18 protein-coding genes and 6 pseudogenes are annotated in these 19,182 nt (G+C 47.4%); 11 read left to right on the top strand and 13 right to left on the bottom strand.

Annotated features, from left to right (window positions below; genetic code table 11):
* Positions 1-111: 111 nt before the first annotated feature.
* The gene (locus IO95_RS26585) at positions 112-291 is read right to left on the bottom strand and encodes a hypothetical protein (protein ID WP_037384798.1); all 180 of its coding nucleotides are present in this window, start codon (positions 289-291) and stop codon (positions 112-114) included.
* A 65-nt stretch (positions 292-356) separates the two neighbouring features.
* On the opposite strand from IO95_RS26585, the gene IO95_RS22650 reads away from it, so the two are divergent.
* Positions 357-824: a DUF6795 domain-containing protein gene (locus IO95_RS22650; RefSeq protein ID WP_023492661.1), complete on the top strand. Its 468-nt coding sequence runs from the start codon at positions 357-359 to the stop codon at positions 822-824.
* Between the two features lie 442 nt (positions 825-1,266).
* On the opposite strand, the gene IO95_RS22645 is transcribed toward IO95_RS22650, so the two are convergent.
* The 3 genes from IO95_RS22645 to IO95_RS22635 all read right to left on the bottom strand — a co-directional run bounded on the left by IO95_RS22645 (position 1,267) and on the right by IO95_RS22635 (position 3,298).
* A complete protein-coding gene (locus tag IO95_RS22645) occupies positions 1,267-2,301 on the bottom strand; it encodes a virulence RhuM family protein (RefSeq protein ID WP_023492662.1) in 1,035 nt (344 codons plus the stop codon).
* A gap of 415 nt (positions 2,302-2,716) precedes the next feature.
* Positions 2,717-3,049, bottom strand: coding sequence for an endoribonuclease MazF (mazF, locus tag IO95_RS22640; protein WP_023492663.1), 333 nt, complete (start codon positions 3,047-3,049; stop codon positions 2,717-2,719).
* Positions 3,050-3,298: an AbrB/MazE/SpoVT family DNA-binding domain-containing protein gene (locus IO95_RS22635; protein WP_023492664.1), complete on the bottom strand. Its 249-nt coding sequence runs from the start codon at positions 3,296-3,298 to the stop codon at positions 3,050-3,052.
* Between the two features lie 414 nt (positions 3,299-3,712).
* On the opposite strand from IO95_RS22635, the pseudogene IO95_RS26580 reads away from it, so the two are divergent.
* Positions 3,713-3,874 (top strand): annotated as a pseudogene (locus tag IO95_RS26580) (transposase domain-containing protein); the annotation flags it as partial.
* A 63-nt stretch (positions 3,875-3,937) separates the two neighbouring features.
* Here IO95_RS26580 and IO95_RS22625 read toward each other — a convergent pair.
* Complete coding sequence (locus IO95_RS22625) at positions 3,938-4,954, bottom strand: nickel/cobalt transporter (RefSeq protein WP_037384791.1); 1,017 nt, start codon at positions 4,952-4,954, stop codon at positions 3,938-3,940.
* 270 nt (positions 4,955-5,224) lie between these two features.
* Between IO95_RS22625 and IO95_RS22620 the strand changes: the two genes are divergently transcribed.
* From IO95_RS22620 to IO95_RS25460, 7 genes and pseudogenes are all read left to right on the top strand, one after another.
* The gene (locus tag IO95_RS22620) at positions 5,225-5,713 is read left to right on the top strand and encodes a DUF2946 domain-containing protein (protein ID WP_152554915.1); all 489 of its coding nucleotides are present in this window, start codon (positions 5,225-5,227) and stop codon (positions 5,711-5,713) included.
* A gap of 290 nt (positions 5,714-6,003) precedes the next feature.
* On the top strand, positions 6,004-7,998 hold the full coding sequence (locus tag IO95_RS22615; RefSeq protein WP_369794339.1) for a TonB-dependent receptor domain-containing protein: 1,995 nt from the start codon (positions 6,004-6,006) through the stop codon (positions 7,996-7,998).
* 240 nt (positions 7,999-8,238) lie between these two features.
* Positions 8,239-8,955, top strand: a complete 717-nt coding sequence (locus tag IO95_RS22610) for a hypothetical protein (RefSeq protein ID WP_037384788.1) — start codon at positions 8,239-8,241, stop codon at positions 8,953-8,955.
* Between the two features lie 295 nt (positions 8,956-9,250).
* Positions 9,251-9,471, top strand: a pseudogene (locus IO95_RS24575) (transposase); the annotation flags it as partial.
* Between the two features lie 266 nt (positions 9,472-9,737).
* A complete protein-coding gene (gene zigA / locus IO95_RS22605; RefSeq protein ID WP_023492827.1) occupies positions 9,738-10,961 on the top strand; it encodes a zinc metallochaperone GTPase ZigA in 1,224 nt (407 codons plus the stop codon).
* 204 nt (positions 10,962-11,165) lie between these two features.
* On the top strand, positions 11,166-11,813 hold the full coding sequence (zinT, locus tag IO95_RS22600; protein WP_037384785.1) for a metal-binding protein ZinT: 648 nt from the start codon (positions 11,166-11,168) through the stop codon (positions 11,811-11,813).
* Positions 11,814-11,875: 62 nt separating this feature from the next.
* Positions 11,876-12,004 (top strand): annotated as a pseudogene (locus IO95_RS25460) (IS630 family transposase); the annotation flags it as partial.
* Positions 12,005-12,161: 157 nt separating this feature from the next.
* On the opposite strand, the pseudogene IO95_RS22590 reads toward IO95_RS25460, so the two are convergent.
* The 3 genes and pseudogenes from IO95_RS22590 to IO95_RS24565 form a co-directional block, all read right to left on the bottom strand.
* Positions 12,162-13,013, bottom strand: a pseudogene (locus tag IO95_RS22590) (DUF4942 domain-containing protein).
* Between the two features lie 83 nt (positions 13,014-13,096).
* A complete protein-coding gene (locus IO95_RS26365; RefSeq protein ID WP_037384783.1) occupies positions 13,097-13,462 on the bottom strand; it encodes a DUF5983 family protein in 366 nt (121 codons plus the stop codon).
* Positions 13,459-13,605, bottom strand: a pseudogene (locus tag IO95_RS24565) (TA system toxin CbtA family protein); the annotation flags it as partial. The pseudogene IO95_RS24565 and the gene IO95_RS26365, both read right to left, overlap by 4 nt.
* Positions 13,606-13,614: 9 nt before the next feature.
* On the opposite strand from IO95_RS24565, the gene IO95_RS22580 reads away from it, so the two are divergent.
* Positions 13,615-14,112, top strand: a complete 498-nt coding sequence (locus IO95_RS22580; RefSeq protein WP_037384781.1) for a hypothetical protein — start codon at positions 13,615-13,617, stop codon at positions 14,110-14,112.
* A gap of 254 nt (positions 14,113-14,366) precedes the next feature.
* Here the strand turns inward: IO95_RS22580 and IO95_RS22575 are convergent, their stop codons facing one another.
* From IO95_RS22575 to IO95_RS22555, 5 genes and pseudogenes are all read right to left on the bottom strand, one after another.
* Positions 14,367-15,347, bottom strand: a complete 981-nt coding sequence (locus IO95_RS22575; protein WP_023492581.1) for a toll/interleukin-1 receptor domain-containing protein — start codon at positions 15,345-15,347, stop codon at positions 14,367-14,369.
* 282 nt (positions 15,348-15,629) lie between these two features.
* Positions 15,630-16,256: pseudogene (locus tag IO95_RS22570) on the bottom strand (phospholipase D-like domain-containing protein); the annotation flags it as partial.
* Between the two features lie 62 nt (positions 16,257-16,318).
* The gene (locus IO95_RS22565; RefSeq protein WP_051791328.1) at positions 16,319-17,812 is read right to left on the bottom strand and encodes an IS66 family transposase; all 1,494 of its coding nucleotides are present in this window, start codon (positions 17,810-17,812) and stop codon (positions 16,319-16,321) included.
* Positions 17,813-17,866: 54 nt separating this feature from the next.
* Positions 17,867-18,202, bottom strand: coding sequence for an IS66 family insertion sequence element accessory protein TnpB (gene tnpB / locus IO95_RS22560; protein WP_037387292.1), 336 nt, complete (start codon positions 18,200-18,202; stop codon positions 17,867-17,869).
* Positions 18,196-18,477 carry a hypothetical protein gene (locus IO95_RS22555; protein WP_023492905.1) on the bottom strand — a complete coding sequence of 94 codons (282 nt, stop codon included), beginning with the start codon at positions 18,475-18,477 and terminating at the stop codon, positions 18,196-18,198. The genes tnpB and IO95_RS22555 overlap by 7 nt, the downstream gene beginning before the upstream one ends.
* 69 nt (positions 18,478-18,546) lie before the next feature.
* Here IO95_RS22555 and IO95_RS24560 point away from each other — a divergent pair, with 69 nt between their 5' ends.
* Entirely contained in the window at positions 18,547-19,002 is a 456-nt protein-coding gene (locus tag IO95_RS24560; RefSeq protein WP_072011655.1) for a tyrosine-type recombinase/integrase, read from the top strand.
* The last annotated feature ends 180 nt before the right edge of the window (positions 19,003-19,182 follow it).

The raw sequence follows: 19,182 nt of genomic DNA, 5'->3' as shown, positions 1-19,182 counted from the left end.
AAAAAATCACCATGTGGCATTAAAACGAGGCATAACGCAAATAAAAGAAAATCTCTATTAAAGCGTAGACTCTTTTTTTTATATTTCAACCAAGAGGAGAGATGCTGAATATTAAATTAACGCTATGTTTTTAATGAATAACGAGCTGGTCAGATAGACTTGTTCATTAAGCGTATCCTGCAGAAAATCGTAAAGGTTCGCCATAGTCGCTTGGGGAAGCCACAGCGTTTCTTGTTCAAAACGGTACTCAACGGGCACTTTTCCATCGCCGCATGAGTCTGCTTCGTGCATTGTGTCGCCCGCGTATACTGCTACCACGCAACAGGAAAATATCAGAACGCAAAAGGATTCGCGCCATGTCAGTTACCACATTCCGCATCACAAGCCTGGCCATCTTTGCTCTGCCATGGTTGCTCAGCGGCTGCGTTTACCATGATTACCCCACCCCGCAGATTGAGGGCACGTTGACTAACGCTGGAAAGCCACTGGCCGGGGTAGCGGTTTCGTTAACTGAATTCGACCGCCAAATCGCCACGGCACAAACCGACAGCAACGGGCATTTTTCAATGGCACCAAAGGGTAATTGGCATGTGTTTATTCCCGTAGGGCCACAAGACCGCCTGAGTCACTGGTCGCTGACAACAACTGACCATCAGGGACAAGAAATTAGCATTTACACCAGTCAGCGCCTTGGCGGGGTTTTCTCGGGCTATTCAAGAAACGACCGAGTGAAACTGAACTGCGAACTATCACCAGCAGGCGAGAAGAGTCGAAGCCAGGAAAGCACTCTATTCTGCGAACCCATTCCCGTTAACGACCCGTAATTACCAGGTGATGCGGTTGCTTAGGAACAGCCGAGATGCGGGTGAAATCTAAATAACTACGCGTAATAGTGCGACAGGTGGGAGTGAGGCAAGTTAGTCGACCTTGGCGCGCATGGACGCGCGATACAAGCCCCCAGGGAGAGGTTTACTGCGTGCCGGCGTTCCTGATCACTCCCAGCTACCAAAAAGATCAAGTGTAGCGGTATTAGGAACATCTATTTAGGGGGATGGTATCCCGATCTTTCGGTGGAAATATCGTAATGATTTTTTTATTGAGATTTTTTGATTTAACGGGGGCGGTGAATATTTGGCGGAGATCACAGGAGTCGCATTTGATCGCTAGTGCTATTGAATTTACTTAATTTTATCGTGTTGGATTTTGGTTGGTGCCCCCTATAATGCCCCCAAAAAATTTTGCTTGTGGAAACTGGGGGCATTGAAGCTATTTTTTGGTATCGGTTTTCCACCGCAGTAAACCGGCGATATCCTTTTCCCCCTCAACTTCTTTTAAGCGGCGTTGCTGCTCAGCAAACTGGACGTATTCAGCCTGCGCTTTTTCATCTGCCGTTTTCTTACTTACCGTGCCTGTTCCTTGTAGAACCTCGCGGTCATTAAATTGCAGGAACTGATCCAGCTTTTCCTGCCAGTCACGCAGGAACACCTGCTGGCGACGCCTGGCCTGATCTTCGGCAAAATCCAGCCACATGTTGACCACGCGGTTAAGTTCGCTGACTTCGTCTTGATTGAGGTAGTTTTTCGCCACCGTCACATCGCTTTTACGCACCTCTTCACCTTTATAGCTACTCAAGCCCATATGGGGCTGGCTGGCATCAGCACGTTGGTGGATCAGTTCGGCAGCAGTATGACCGGTACAGGCAAAATGCAGTTTGTTCTGGATGGTTTGAAAAAACAGCGTTGTTTCTTTGAGTGAAGGTTGGTAGTCGGCGGCTAACGCAAAAATCTCCCGAACCCGCAAATAAACCCGCCGCTCGCTGGCACGAATATCGCGGATGCGTTCCAACATCTCGTCAAAATAGTCAGGCACGGCAGAGGAACCCACGGGCGGATTTTTCAGCCGCTCATCGTCCATCACAAAACCTTTGATCAGGTATTCCTGGAGCGTTTGGGTTGCCCACTGGCGGAATTGGGTACCTCTAGGTGAACGAACGCGGTAGCCAACAGCAAGAATGACGGGCAGGCTGTAGTGAAGCATATTACGATTTACCTGACGGCTCCCTTCCTGTTGAACTTGTAAGTAAGACTTACAGGTTGCGTTTTGCTCAAGTTCACCTTCGTAGATCGCTTTAATGTGTTGTGTGATGGCTTGGGGAGTGACCTGGTAAAGGTTCGCAATAGTCGCTTGAGGTAGCCATAGTGTTTCTTGTTCAAAGCGGCATTCAACGCGTACTTCACCGTCATCGCTGGCGAACATAACAAATTCACCTGCAGGGGATTGGGTTAAGTGTTTATCTGTCATGCCGCCCTCCGCTTTGATCCGACTTACAATGCTGTATCCGCGTAGTATGCCAGAGATCCACGTTGAAGCTCATTGCGTGCCTGGATAAGAGTACACATTTTTATCATCGGTTGCGCATGGCAGCAGTAGTGCAAAGCGGACGTTGGTGGGAGCTTTACACTATATTTGGGAGCGATGGGAAACATAAATACAGAATATCGATGCGGACTCGGAATAAACCAATAAGGCCTATGTTATTTAAAGATATTATTTTTCGATAATTCAAGGGGCCACCAATAGGGCACCCGGATGGTTTGGCATCAAAAAGGGAATAGGTTCGATACTGTTTTCTCCTGTCAGAGTATTAAATGTGGTTCAGGGTGGTTCCAAAACACGGCCCCATATCAAGCATCAGTTATCTTCCGGCGCGTATCCATCATCCGATTAGCGCCTTGGCTTTAGCTCTAATCTCTGCCAGTTCAGCAGGCGTCACTGTGCCTTTTTTAGTTATCTTCCTCGCTCTCCAGTCAACACAGGTCACTTGGTCAGCAAGGGCTACGCTTTCGCGGCTGCCCGATAATTCTACCTCAAAGGGGTAACCTTTAACCTTCGTGGTGCAGGGAACACAAAGCAGCAGGCCAACGGGATTATTATAGGAAAAAGGGCTAAGCACAACGGCTGGGCGGTAACCTCCCTGTTCGTGGCCTTCTACTGGATCAAAATCAATCCAGATCAGATCCCCGCAAGTGGGAACAAAGCGTGAAACCATTTAGAGTAATTCCTTTCCAACGGGTACACCGAAAGTTACCTTTTCGTGAAGGTTCTCTGGTGTGATGCCGGATAACAGCGACTCGAGGGAATATTCTTGCGTTTTTACCGGGATCAAAACGATCTGCCCCTCCTCGTTTATTTTCAAATCAAGTTTGTCTTCAACATGCAATGCTGCCGCTTGCATGATGCTGGCCGGTATCCTGATTGATGGGCTGTTACCCCATTTCTTTAACGTTACAGTAGCCATTTTCATTACCTCTCTTAAGCAAGTATATACACTGTATAGGATACACAATGTATCTACAACTGTAATAATTAATACATCAGGAGTTTCTGAACTGCCGAGAGTACGGTTGGGGATGTCAGTGGGTTTGGATATGCGGTTAATGTTTGGCGAAAATATCGTTCATCTGTAAGCGTGGCTAGTACCACACCTTCCGTTTAATGCGATGAGATATCATGCTCTTGTCTTTCAAATTCACAGAAGATGAGAGGCAATATGGCAAAGAAGAACCCTTGAACTCCCGAGGTGTAGTGTGAATTATTCAACGCACAGCAACGCTCCGGGCTCAATCAATCTAAGTTCTGCAAACGACACAACATCACACGCAGTGCTTTTTTCAATGCCAAAAAACGATTGGCACTCGACAGCACACCACAAGATAAACGGCTGGAGCGTGCCATCAAGCCATTTGTCATTGGCAGAAAAAATTGGATGCTGTCAAACACGCGCAGCGGTTCGCGGTCGTATAGTCTTGTTGAAACGGCAAAAGCCAATGGGCTTGTTCCCTTTGACTACCTGATACAGGTGTTTACCCAACTGCTGACCCTTGCCGATGAGAGTGAACTGGCATCGCTACCAGTTAGCAATGGTACACATGCACTCTTAGCAACCTGCAGAAATAAAATCACCATTGAAGCTGACTGGGATCACGGAGTTGAATAAGACCAACGCAAACAACAGTAGAATGATCCCCCCCGTCATCATGACTACTCGTGCAACCTGCGGAAGATAAGCATTCAAGACGGCACTACTGGTATTAATAATGAAACGCTCCCGCAGATGGTGCACAAGTGTTGCCAAGATCATAATCGAGAGCGCGGTGCCCAACGCCATACTCATGGCGGAAATCACTCCCCAGGTAAATATGCCAACTGCATTGGCAAAAACCAGGATCATAATTGCACCACTACAAGGGCGTATACCGATGGCGGCAATTACCCAAAGAGTATGGCGCCAGTCACCCGTCAGTTCACTGACACTAGGTAAATGCCGATGTCCGCAATCGCACTGTCCATTGTGACTGTATCCTCGTGAGGCTATAGCAGAGGGTAATACGGATGATCCCTGTAATATACGGAATGCCGATGGTCTTTTCGTAGATGATCTATGCGACTGCATTCCGCTGGCACGGCATAAAAGTATCAGACCAAAACAGGCTATGAACACAGCGCTCCCTTTCTCTACCCAATAGCGACTAAGGCTAAGATCGCCCATTGAAAAATTGAGGGTAATCGCTAATATCAGAACGAATAGGATAGCCATCAAGCCTTGCAACAGGCTACCGAGTAGAGTAATCAAAAGACTACGCGGCAACTGTTGTCGATGAGTGGCCAGATAGGTAGTGATGACAAACTTACCGTGTCCTGGCCCAATCGAGTGAAGAAATCCATAGGCAAAACTACCCAATGCCAGCATCACTCCACCGCGGTATTGATGTTCCCGTTGTTGCAAAAGGTAAGTTATCAGAGAACGGTGCATGTAAATCTGCATATTGATGCAAAACTGCACGAAATCAGCCCAGTGATGAATAACTAAACACAACGATACAACGAGTAGTATTCCTACCATTCCGATGCCAATAGTGCTTTTCAGCGTTATGTTTACCGATTGTGTTCTCATGACTTGTCAAGTTTGCGTTATGTTATCTTGTAAAGCATAACCTGAACGACAGGATCTACAAGTTGCGCATAGGGCACCTTGGTTTTCTGCCACTTTTAGTGTCAGATACAGCATCTGGTGATCCTTCGGATTTGTGTAGGATTGGAGATGGGATTTCGTATTGAACCATGATCAACTTCTTTATTTTGATAGATGAATAGAGTTTTTGTAACAATCCCCTTTCTCATTCGGTACTATAGCGCAACATTTTTTTAAAGTGCGGTTGTTCGGGTGCTATCGCTTTTTTCACTTTCTCGCCGCCAGTCCCCCATTTATCTGGCGTTGCTGGCAATACTGATGTTGTTCGTGGCTCCAGTGATTTCGAAATCGCTGGATCACCAGCGTGCCAGTCAGCCTTGTTCGGCAGCGATCGCCAGCACACACAATAATATGCCTGATATGGCGGCCATGCATCACGCCATGCCAGGTATGGAGCATGAGCTCCATGCTTCTTTGGACAGTGCCTGCGCTGTCTCCCAGAGCATGTCCCACCACCTGGCTTCAAAGCCGGGCAGTTCACCGATGGAGGACATCGCCTGCGGCTATTGTCAGCTCCTCATTCACTTACCGCTGATTCAGACTGTTTTCATTCCTTTTATCTGGCTGATACGGCTTGTTTCACAGGCACCGTTTTTGCCTGTCATTGTTGCTCCGTTACTGTCCGCTTGTTACTCCGAATACCAGCCCCGAGCACCGCCTAGCCTGTTTTCACTGCATTAAGTTTTGCCGTTCAGCAAGACAATAATTTACCGATCGCGAAACAGAGCCGGATACAGGCTCACCGTTTTGCGACGCTCTATGTTGGCCATTCCATATGGTGGTCAGCGAGTGCCTGCTTGGGAAAGGCAGGCCGATAAAAACAGGCTTTAACCATGAAAAATACTCGATTCTCTTTATCACCGCTGGCAACGATGATGGCCTTGATGTTCACCTTACCCGCGTTTGTTCAGGCTGAAGACGGCCATGAAGGACATCAGAATAGCGCGGCTACCCCAGATGATGCATCGGTAATGGTGGTTACTGCACCAGCCATTTCTCCACTGACGATCGTGACTTCACCTAAAACACCGCGCCAGCCGGTTCCGGCCAGTGACGGGTCTGATTATCTGAAAACCATTCCGGGGTTTTCTCAAATCCGTAACGGCGGAACCAATGGCGATCCGGTTTTTCGCGGTATGTTCGGTTCGCGTTTGCGCCTTTTGACCAACGGCAGTGAAATGCTCGGAGCCTGTCCCGCGCGTATGGATGCACCGAGCTCCTATATTTCACCGGAAAGTTTTGATCTGCTGACGCTGACCAAGGGGCCACAAACGGTGCTTTGGGGGCCGGGTAACTCTGCAGGAACCGTGCATTTCGAACGTGAGCGACCTTCTTTTGAGAAAGCCGGTATTCAGGGGGATGCCAGCCTGCTCGGGGCATCAAATAATCGTTGGGATCAAAATGCGGATCTCAGTCTGGGGAATGAGCAAGGTTACCTGCGCCTGATCGGCAACAAATCACGTTCTGACGACTACAAGGATGGTAACAACCAGCGAGTTCCTTCTCAGTGGGATAAGTGGAACGCGGATATGGCACTGGGGTGGACGCCGGATAAAGACACCTGGCTGGAGCTGACCGCAGGGCAAGGCGATGGCGAAGCGCGTTATGCCGGGCGCAGTATGGATGGTTCGCAATTCAAACGCGAAAGCCTAGGGATGCGCTTTGAAAAGTCCAACATCGGGGACATGTTCGACAAATTTGAAGCCAGCACTTATTACAATTATGCCGACCATATCATGGACAATTTTTCGTTGAGATCACCCGGCAGTATGTTAATGGGCGGCATGGGTTCGTCCATGGGCGCCATGCACGACAGTTCATCAATGAGCATGGGGACGTCATCGGCTATGGACATGTCATCCTCAATGAACACGGCGAGCAGTTCGAGCATGAATATGAGCATGCCCATGGCTATGCAACTTGATCGCCGGACCGTCGGTGGCCGCATGATGGGAACTTGGCTGTGGAGCGATATCAAACTTGAAAGCGGCGCAGACATGCAACAGAACACGCACCGTAATAAAGAAAGCGATAGCTGGGTGAAAGATGCTCGCTTCCGTAATTATGGCGTTTTTAGTGAGTTGACCTGGACAGCCACCGATCAGGATAAAGTCGTTAGCGGTGCGCGTCTGGATCGTGTGTTGGTAGATAACTTTACCGACACCGGCCTTGCAGGACGTAACGATGTGTTACATGCCGGGTTTGCCCGCATAGAACACTCGCTGGCAGACATGCCACTGATGCTGTATGCCGGTGTGGGTTATACCGAGCGTTTCCCTGATTATTGGGAACTGTTCTCTCCAACCTATGGGCCTGGTGGCAATACCAGCTCCTTTAATAGTGTAAAAGCGGAGAAAACCACTCAGTTGGATATAGGTGCACAGTACAGCACCAAGAAACTGAACGGGTGGGTGTCCGCCTACGTTGGGCATGTTAACGACTTTATTCTGTTCCGTTATGATCCCAACAATGCGCGCGTTAGCGAAGCCGATAACGTTAATGCCCGTATTACGGGGGGAGAGACTGGCTTCAGTTATAAACTGACGGACAGTTGGAAAACCGAGACCAGCCTTGCTTATTCGTGGGCTGAAAATACCCGTGACAGCAGACCATTGCCACAAATCCCACCGCTGGAAGCCCGCCTAGGGCTGTCATGGGAAAAAGGGGACTGGAGCAGTGCCGGTTTGTTGCGTCTGGTCAGCAGCCAGAACCGGATCGCCGAGAATGAAGGAAATGTCGTTGGCAAGGATTTTGCCGCCAGCCCGGGTTTTGCGGTCTTTTCTGCGAATGCGGCGTACAAAGTCAATCAGTACGTCAAAGTCAGCACGGGTGTCGATAACCTGTTCAACAAGGATTACAGCGAACACCTGAACCTTGCTGGAAACAGCAGTTTCGGCTATTCCGCGAATACGTCTGTTAATGAACCGGGGCGCACCTTGTGGGCAAAAGTTAACGTGAAGTTCTAACCCTTGTGATCTCGCCTTGGCGGTCGCCGCCAAGGCGATCAATTTTTTTGATAATCAATGGGTTTTTAGTTTTGGATTGCTTCGAATATCGTTGATAGTCAGTCCTTCATATTCTCATGGGGATAATGCCTTGTTATTACGTCATATTTTATTTTTTAGCGTCTCGACTGCTCACTTAAAAAATGGTTCTAGCGCGACTAGTATGTTCAGTTCAACCTTAACACTAATAACTATATCATCATGAAAAACTGGAAAAAATTCGCTTTAAAACTTCATCGCTATCTTTCTTACCTTATGTTCATTCAGCTTTTTTTATGGATACTAGGTGGGGTTGTTTTCTCCGTTATTCCTTTTAATGAAATCACTAAAAGTGGGAACGTTTTGGTCAAGCCAACGGTGATACTCCCTACAGGCTGGCAAAAGCATCTATCAACCTTAGGCAGTGAAGATATAACTAACATCACAACTTTCGTCAGCGCCATTGGTCCTGCTTATCGACTTCAGCAAGCATCAGGAAATGTTCTCACCATGACCATTGATGGCCAATCTTTCCCGCAAGTAACAGAGGAACAGGTTTCACAATTTGCAAAAACACTGCACCAGGGGGAGGGGAAAATTCAGCGGATAAAGCGCCTTGATAGCACAGAATACCGCTTAGGTATTGTTGATGAGATGTACGGAAAGAAGGGGGTCTGGCAAGTCCAGTTCGATGATGACTATGGTACTCGCCTCTATTTCGATGGCAGGACGGGGGAATATTTATCGGCACGTAATAACTTCTGGGCTCTTTACGATTTTTTCTGGCGTTTGCATATAATGGATTACCGTGACGGTGAGAGCTTTAATGGCATTTTGTTGCGCATATCGGCCATCGTAGCGCTATTTTTTACACTTTCGGGGATGCTCCTGACCTTTCTTGCTATAAAACGCAATATCAAGGGGGTATTACGACGTTAATACAATCCAACATGTCTTCTTGATGGAAGACATGTTGGAAAGAAAGCCTCAGTCGACCAGTATGATCATCGAAACGCGTCAAATGCGCCTCTTAATACGGCGGTTCTTATACGCCACACCGTATCTTTTTGTTTACAATGTCATTTGGTGAATGGTTCAGGTTTTTTAAATATTCCATTTAAAATCAGTTGGATATGCATTCTCAGAATGCGTAAGCGTAAACCCAGCGCCGTGCGTAGTCATTAAGCCAGTACTGGTAACTTAGACGTCCATCTGTACAGACGGACATCTAAGTATGGGATCCCAATCCTGGCGAAAGATCCCCGTAAGAATTATTCGAATGACTTCAAGCTCCGTATGGTTGAACTGGCTTCCCGTCCCGGAGCTTGCGTTGCTCAGATTGCCCGTGAAAACGGCGTCAATGATAACGTTATCTTCAAATGGCTACGGCTTTGGCAGGATGAAGGCCGTATATCACGCCGCCTTCCGGCAACAGTCGAATCTTCATCATCACCGACTACCCTTCGTCTTCATGCCTAACTGGCGCTGGATGGCACGATAATCGTGTGCACAGTACTGGTCATAAATCTTGGCGTTGACAACCCAAGGCCCCGGATAAATTGTCACTGTCGAACTGGTAATTACATTTATAACGTTATAACATAACAAATAAAGCAAAAATTGATGCTTCTCAAACGTCTGGGGAGATTTATCTCAACCAGCAGACGTGACAGATGGGCTGGTTAAAATCTGTCAATAATATGGTAGGAGAACCGTAAGCGATGTCAGACGTTTCAGTAGAGATGAAAAAAGATAGCCGACTACCCGTTACCGTTTTATCTGGCTTCTTGGGAGCAGGAAAGACCACGCTGCTCAATCATATCTTAAATAACCGTGAAGGCAGGCGCATTGCAGTTATCGTTAACGATATGTCTGAAGTGAACATCGATGCGGCCTTGGTCAGAAATGGTGGTGCAGAACTTTCCCGGACAGAAGAAAAGCTTGTAGAGATGACCAACGGCTGCATCTGCTGCACGCTACGCGAAGATCTGTTACTGGAAGTGAACCGGATGGCCAAAGAGGGGCGTTTCGACCAGTTGGTGATCGAATCAACCGGGATTTCGGAACCTTTACCGATTGCTGAAACCTTTACCTTTGCCGGTGATGATGGAGAAAGTCTGTCGCAGGTTGCCAAACTGGACACCATGGTAACGGTTGTAGATGCCTGGAATTTTTTAAACGATTATGAATCTGAAGACAGTATTCAATCACGCGGTGAATCTTTAGGGGAAGAGGACGAACGCTGCGTTGTAGACCTGCTTATTGAGCAAATTGAGTTCTGTGACGTGCTTATCCTCAACAAAACCGATCTGATAGATCAGGCTCAGAAAGAGCGACTCGTCGCCATTATCCGCTCTCTTAATCCCGTGGCAAAAATCATCAACGCGCAATATAGCGTGGTTCCACTGGATCAGGTACTTAACACGGGTCTGTTTGATTTCGATAAGGCGGCACAGGCCCCCGGTTGGTTGAAAGAATTACGTGGTGAACATCTGCCTGAAACTGAGGAATACGGTATATCCAGCTTTGTATTCCGGGCTCGTCGTCCCTTTCACCCCACCCGATTCTGGCAGATCATGGAAAATGAGTTGGCCGGTGTCATCAGGTCAAAAGGATATTTCTGGCTCGCCAGCCGCCCGGAATATGCCGGTACATGGTCACAGGCAGGGGGTGTAGCACATCAGGGGCTTGGGGGAATGTGGTGGGTAAGCGTTCCGCAAGAGGAGTGGCCAACGGATACAGAATCCCGCAACTTTATCGCCTCCCATTGGGTTGATAACGTAGGAGATGCTCGTCAGGAGCTGGTTTTTATCGGGATGGAAATGAATGAAAACGTATTACGCATCCGACTTGATGCCGCGCTACTCACGGACCAGGAAATGGCGGAAGGGCCCGAGAAGTGGCGCACCTATCCAGACCCTATCGAGCCTTGGTATGAAGAGTGATATTACGTATCCAACTCAACCGGATATCAAAGGTATATACTTGAAATAATTCGCGTTGTTTGTAGGCGGCAAGCGCTGACCAGCAGGGTAAGTGACAAATCTGCTTGCAGCAGCCCCGCACTTTGTGGGCCAAGTAATGCAGCCAACACCCAAGCAACTTGAAGTATGAAGGATACATTATAATTAACTAATCAGGAGTAATTGATGACACCGAATATTATCCCTACCCACCTACTCGGCTTAGCAATATTACTGACTGGCATTCCATCATTTGCCAACGCCCATAGTCATGGAATACCGCTAACCGAAGTGGAACAAAAAGCCAGTGAAGGTATTTTTGAGGATAAAGAAGTAAAAGACAGAAAGCTGAGCGATTGGGATGGCGTTTGGCAGTCGTTAAATTCTTATTTACTAAATGGGGATTTAGATCCTGTTTTAGCTCAAAAAGCGAAAAAAGGCGATAAAACGCAGGAAGAGTACAAAGCTTATTATAAAGAGGGCTATGCGACAGATGTTGATATGATAGGCATCGAGAACAATGTCATTGATTTTCATAAGGGTGATGCCGTTAATTCATGTAAGTACGCATACTCAGGATTTAAAATATTGAATTACCCTTCTGGTAAAAAGGGCGTGCGTTATCTGTTTGAATGCCAAGACAGTCAGTCCAAAGCACCTAAATATGTTCAATTTAGCGACCATATTATCGGACCACGAAAATCTCAGCACTTTCATATTTATACTGGTGATAAGTCTCAGGATATTTTACTGAAAGAGATGAATAACTGGCCTACTTATTATCCATATTCCTTAAGTAAAGAACAAATTGTCCATGAAATGCTGGCCCATTAATTTACCCCTTGATCATTGAAAATGCTTGATTTTGTTCGCTACGAGGATCATGGCTTTTTGCCATGATGATATTTATCACCGCAGAACAGAAAATCGAACTCGAACGCCTACATGATTCCAGTAAGGATAAGCTCGTTTGTGATCGCATAAAAGCTGTCCCTCTTGCTTCTGAAGGCTGGAGTTCTGTGATGTTCAAGTTAATCGGGTATAATCCCTGCAATGATCGCGTATTTCCCTTTATAAGCGTTTGCTTTTGGAACTTAACCGGCAGCCAGATTTAATAGTGCCCTACCAGAGGGCACCCTTAGATAAAGTTACAGCCAATGCAATCTCACATGTACCGTTGGCTTATACCCGTTCCGGCAGCACGCCAGGGTAATGTTTGGCAATAATATCGTTCATCTTGTCCATCAACTCAGGCTTTCTAAATGTCAGATGCGCTGACCCCTTCATGAAATATTTGATTGTAAAATACTCATCTTCATAAACCTCCGCCCTCAGTCGGTGGGCACTGATATGATCATACAGCCGAGCGGTGACATCCCTCCGATTATCCGGTATCGCTTTGCCCTCCAACAGGAACAACATTCGTTCAAGATCCGCTAATTGGTCCCGCCGGTAACTGTGGTTCAGCGTAAACCCCCATTGGTTGTAACTTACCAAACCGTTGACGATCACTTTCTTGCCAAATTTGCAGGGATGGTTGCTTTTGTAATCCCAGGAGAGCGATTTGAAGACGTTGATCACCCCTCGCTCGAATACTTCATCTTTGTTCTGATGCAGGTGCTCAAAGGTACTGAGTATGCTGGCTTCGCTGATGGCAGGAATAGTATCCCCCTCTAGGTTTCTGTACCACTGGTCACGGGCTTGAGCGTCCATCAAACTCAGCATGCCGGAGCGCTTCATCAGATCCCGCCATATAACGCGATCAAGATTGCGGGTGATCACTTTCATGGCCGTTTCTGCTTTTTCCATAAGCCAGCAACCGCAGCGGAAGTCTTGTCGCATGGCCCAATCTCTTGCCACTCCACCGCCAATACTGCTGGTGATGGCCTAGATACTCTCAAGCTGGTGAATAAGGGCTTTGATCTGTTCCAGCGCGGCATTACGACCAGTAACGATACGTTCAATGCTGGTGGAACAGATAACTTCGGTATGGCCGGTTAACACTTCTGGTTCAGTGTGGGTGAATGCTGACATGATTTAGTTTCCTTTATTTAAGCAAAACGCCACCCAGTGGGTAGCGTTGATGCTTGTTTAGGGGGAATACGTTATGGCGGTTATTACGTTGACTGATTTGCCATGGACTGAAGGTTGAGAACCATGTTCAAGGCCTGTTCCACACAAGGCAACAGTTTGCTGGAGTCGGTCATCTTTTCATCGTTATCGAAGATGAGCGTTGAGTGACAATCAATATTGTCCTGCAACCAGTCAATGAGGATTTGTAGCCCTTCTGCAAGGGGTAATGAGCAAGGCGAAGTCACACTGGCGTATTCGGATCCACTGGTTTTCTGCAGCGAATAACCGTGGTTATTGACCGCCTTCATCAATTCAGCCAGCTCGATACTATCAACATCAACGGCTATCCTCCCCATGTTCAATCCCAGTACGAGGATACTGTCGGCTTCAATATTCAGGTCGATTTTCACGGATGTGTCACCTGTCGTTGATTTTTACCATTGGTGATATGGGTGATGGCCTTGTAACCCCGGCGTTTCATCAACCCCGTTGCCTGTCTGGCCCGGAGAATATCGATAGGCGTAATAAACGGTGATTGTTCGCGGATACTCCACTGGAACGGATGCTGCAGGATCGCCAACAACTTTTAAGCGAATTGCGCAGCATACCGGAATTTGAGCATTGCGTGGGGGCATATTGGTATCTTGAATATGGCCATCAAAAAGGCTATTACCTGCATGGCACGTTTTTCTTCCCTACCGAAGATCCTGACACCGGGCCGATACTGGCGAAACACATCGGTGAATACTGGCAAAACACGGTGACAAAAGGTGATGGCTGTTACCATGCAAATACCCGTGTGCAAACCGAGTATCAGTATCCTGGCTGCCTTTTCGTGCAACAAGGCGATAACGATATGCTTAAGCAGTTGGAATGGTGGTTGATATGCATGACCTATGTGGATCAATTCTTCCCATTGGCGTTGCCTGAAGGGCAACACGCATTCGACACACAGCCCTATGTCTATTATTTACGCTCACAGAGTGATTGGACGGAAACCTCTCTCTACGAAGCAGAAATGATGAACGAATGGGTCGATAAGATGCGCAAAAAAGCGTAACGCGTTACCGGGTGAACTGCGCCACTACGGCAAGGATGCTGGTGGAGATGTGGTGCAGTTCACAATAGATGTGGCAGATTTGTTTAATCAGGTCTACGAGCATTTTCAGCAGCATAAAGTACAAAAATTTTTGTTAGCAGTGCTTTTGCTTGTGGCTATGACAACAGTCACCCATCACAAACGCTACATTCTGAATACGTGACTTCAAAGTTCCTGCAATCCCTACCCTGTACCAACGTCTGGTAAGTGAGTGTTTAGCGGGAACGCTGCTGAATTGAGTTAAAAAACATATCCCAGAGATGCTCAGCCATTCCTTCATTGGTAAGCAGTGAATCCTGCGAGCCCCTAGAACCCAAAAAACCCATCATTGGACGGAAACCAAGAATTTGCCCATTATCAGCAACTCTCAGACTTTCATTACAACTATTGTGGCTCACGCCATTCTGACTGTAGCAAATATCACCCAATCCCATATTTCGACTGCCGCGCCAAATACCACACTGACCAACTTTGCTACCATTTATATAAACAGCACAATTGAAGGAATCAGCGTCACGTTGGTAAAAATCAACTTCTAACCCCGCATGGCGCTTTTTGAGTTCGGCCAATGAATTTTCGAAAAAACGGGCAACATATTCGAAACCCTCACGGCAGGCCCGATCTTTATCGAGATCGGTAAAACTCTTTGAAAGAGAAAGGTTGCTAGATCGCGGCGTAAATATAGTATTTGTCGCCTGAAGACCTGGGTGGATTGAAGCAGGAGAATGAACATTTACACTCTGCTGAGGCTTTTTCGTCTCCATTTCTGCAATGGCACGAGATACCGCATCAACAACCTGAACATAACCTTCATCGTGGCTGGCAAATTTAGTTATGGGCTTACCGTCGATTGTCGCCGCCATAATGCTACCAAATGGCAACCGATGCCAGGCGCAATCTCTTAATATCACCGGGATGACTACTGCCTCGCCCCGCTGATGACGCTCTAGCGCGTTAGCCATCTCAACCTGATAGCAGTAATCAGACGCGATGAAATCGCTACTGATCAGCAGCAGAATAATATCAGCCTCGGAAAAATACTGGTCAATCTGGTGTTCAAACTCCTGCCCTGGAACGATGCGGCGATCATGCCACGTGGTGATCTTTCCCATCCGCTTCAAGGGCGACAGATGTTTTTCAAGCTCATTGCGTAATGCTTCATCCGCATGGGAATAGGAGAAAACGAGAGTAGTCATAGATGCAAGAAACCCCGATAGATAAAAACGTAAATACCGTCATTTTACGCCATAAACGTGAAAGAGTAATCCCCGTTTACTGTAAGTGATTACCCCTGAAATCAACCTTTCATCTGCAAAGCGTTACAACATAGCCAAGCAGAAGCGTAATCTCCCCGTTTGTAACCAAGAGTCTAACCCTACTACTTGGCACCGGGTTCCAATGAATATGGTGATTCATCGCATTGGCTTTAACTTTGGTACGCCGAACACCGATACCGTCCAAAATTACTAGCTTCAATCTTACAACTGACGCTGTTCCAAGCTGGTATAAATCGTTTTGATTTCACTTTTTAAGCTCTCGCCACGGTACACCATCGACGTATCGTACCGTTGATACTTCTCCTCTCGCGCGGCGCTGAACCAGTTAAACGACCCGACACACAATAGCCCCTCGTCCCCTATAATAATTTTACTGTGAACACGATTGACCAGCTTCGTCGCGATGCCTATCTCGTTCAGTTTTTCCAGCGCAGCGTGAAGACGCTGCTGCTTCTCTTTGCGCTTTTCGTAATCGGCGTGTTCAGTATTGTAATTCTTGTCCGTAACCACGGTGATATCAATGCCGCGCGAGCGCGCTTGGATCATCGACGTCAGAAAGCCTGTTTGTTCCAGCTTTTGCCAGGTCAACCAAGGAGAGACGATGGTAATGTTCTTCCCAATAGTGCCGAAGGTCTGGTTCAGAAACGCATCATGCTGTGCTACACCGTGCAGTGTCGAGATTTGTGTCTGTGCCCCGCTTAAATCTTTACGTTCCTGATACTCAAAGTGCAATGCGTTGTTGTCTGAAGCAAACAGGTATTTTGCCAACAATCCTCGCGGCGAAGAGCCGGGTTGGATCTCAAACAGATCCATATCGCCGAAGACCAGTGTAAGCATCCGGTGGTCTCACCTTGCGTAAATAACCTTATTGGTTATTCTGTTCGTACTAATTAGGCGAAGGTGTTTTTTGCGAAGGGTAGCAGCTCGTCCAGTTGGCTATTTTTCCATGTCGGTATATGAGTAAGAACGAAGCTCAACCAGGTAAAGGGTTCTATACCATTGAGTTTGGCGGTTTGTAGCAGACTCATGATACCGGCCATGCGCTGCCCGGCCAGCAGTGAACCTGCAAAGAGCCAATTTTTTCTACCCAATGCCACAGGACGGATGCAGTTTTCAATATGGTTGTTGTCAATGGGGAGCGCGCCATCATCCAGATAACAGAGCAAGGCTGGCCAGCGTTTCAAGGCATGCAGGATAGCTTTGTGGATCCCCGAGTTACCAGGAACTTGATGTTGTTGTGCTAATAACAGGGCATGCAGCGTAGCCAGATGCGGTTTGGCATAACGGTTTCGCCATCGTTGCCGATTTTGGGTTGTTCGCGTTTTTATCAACCGCTCTAACTTGTACAACTCGCGGATGCCGTCCAGTACGCGTTTGGCCAGTGGGTGATGGTTAACTTTGTATTGCTCAAAGAACTTACGTCTGACGTGGGCAAGGCACCCGGCTTCTTTTATTGCGCCAGAAGCAAAGAGTGATTTATAGCCAGCATAGTCATCAACAACCAACGTACCGGTAAAACCGGTCAAAAAAGTCTGTGCATAGCCCCCATTGCGTCCAGGTTGGCAATCAAACATCACCATACGCTGCTCTGCCGCTGCCGGAGAAGCATACGCCCAGAGATAACCACGCTGTGTGGTGCCTTTTTTACCTGCCAGCAGGGTGAGTGGCGTTTCATCAGCGTGCAATACCTTCTGCTCACAGAGTAACGCATGCAACCGTTCGACAAGGGGTTTGAGTGCAACACCCACTTTACCCATCCAGTCAGACAATGTACTGATTGGTAGTGTTATTCCATCGCGAGCGAAGATTTGGCTTTGCCGATACAGCGGAAGATGGTCAACACATTTATTGATGGTGATATGTGCCAATAAACCGGGGGCAGCCTGACCTTTATCAATCACCTGCGCCGGTAACTCGGCACTGTGTACCGTCTGGCAGCACGGGCAACTGTATTGTGGACGCACCGTTTTTCTGACAATAAATTGTGCCGGAATATAATCCAGTGTCTCGTTGATTTCATCACGGAGAAAACGCAGTGGATCACCGCACTGTGGGCAGTTTGCGCTCTCCGGCTCTAGCCTGATTTCTTCACGTGGCAAGTGAGCGGCTAATGCCTGGCGCTTGGGTTTATTTACCGTAGCCAGTGGTGCTGCGGGCAAGGTTTTTTCCAGTTCAGCTTCCAGCGCACTAATATCAGTTTCACTGTCCTCATCCAACAGGCTGAGCTGAGCGGGTGAGAAGTTTTCTGCCTTGCGTCCAAACCGGGCTTGACGTGCCTGAGCCAGCAACTCAGCCAGACGAGTATTCTCACGCTGGAGTTTTATCACCAGCGTGCGTAATTGGTCATTAGTCAGGTCGGACGGCAATGTCATCATGGCAATCATATTACCACATTGATTAAATATCATCATTTAAATCAAATGATTATGTGGTTATTTTTATTGCCACTTCGTCAAAATTTGGCCTTCGATCTGTTGCCAGTCAATGCCTTTTATCAACCACGAAAATTGCTCGGTGGTCAGTGTCCAGGTGGTGTCACCTTCTCGAGGCCAGACAAAATGACCGCGATGTAATCGACGTACCGCCAACCAGACCCCGTGCTTATCCCAGCGCAACAACTTGATGCGAGTGCGTGCTTTATTACAGAAAATAAACGCGGCTTCACTTTGCCAGGTCTGACCGAGATGTTCGGCAACATATTGGGTTAACTTATCCACCCCACACCGCATATCTACGGGCTGGCGAGCAATCCAGACATGTTCAGGGATCAACATGTCTGGAGTGCCTGAAGAACTTGGGGCAACTGGTGCAGTTGGCAGGAAATAGATAACCCGCCAGGTGTATTAACCGAGATGATGCCCGATGACGCTTTCACGGTTGTGGGAATAAAAGGAGTCACCGGGCTTTTAACCGCTTTATCAGCCTGCATTTTCCAATAATGAAAAGTGGCTAACTTCACGCTATTTTCACGGCAGTAAGCGGATTGGGAGAGTCCACTGTTTCTCCAGTTATCAAGATGCTGCTGTTTTTCCTCTTTACTGTATTGCATGGTCTATTCTCAGGCTTGTTATTCAATATCGAGAATAATGAAAGGGGTTATTAGCTGCAGCAAGGTGAGTTGCCCGGATGTTTACTACTGACGTGGGACAATGTTGATCTTCAAAAGGGTACCATCCACCTGAGAGAAACGAAAACAGGTATTGAACGACATGTTCAGTTATCGAGTCAGGCAATTATCTTTCTTGAATCGCACCTCTCTTCTTCACTGACTCATCACTTGTTTGCTTCCCGTGGTAGTGCTAAGCCGATCACGCAGCATTTTTTGAACGAAGGGACGGATCGATTACGCAAGTTGGGGAAAATGCTTGATATACCTCGCTGGACGCCACACGACCTACGTCGAACCGTGCGTACTGGCTTGGCCCGTCTTGTATGCCCCAGTGAGTTTGCAGAGGCCGTTTTAGGCCACTCCCGCAAGGGTATCGAAGGTACCTACGATCTCTATAGCTACGATAAAGAATGTAAGATCTGGTTGCAAAAATGGGCAGATTATCTTGATACGTTGAAGGCGTGAGTGTCTAGCTCATGCACTAGCGTACCTGAATCACTTTTTCCTTTGCTGATACCGGCTAAACTCAATCACATGTATGTCTTGGTCAATAGTTGCTCCTGATCTCACCAGGAGCAATTGACAATCCTTGCAAATATTCACTCTGAACACAATCCGCCCGTTTCTATCTAACGTTTAGTTGCT

It is taken from the genome of Serratia sp. DD3 (genome assembly GCF_000496755.2).
Note: the sequence above shows the minus strand (reverse complement) of the source record. Positions and strands in the feature narration are given on the sequence as shown.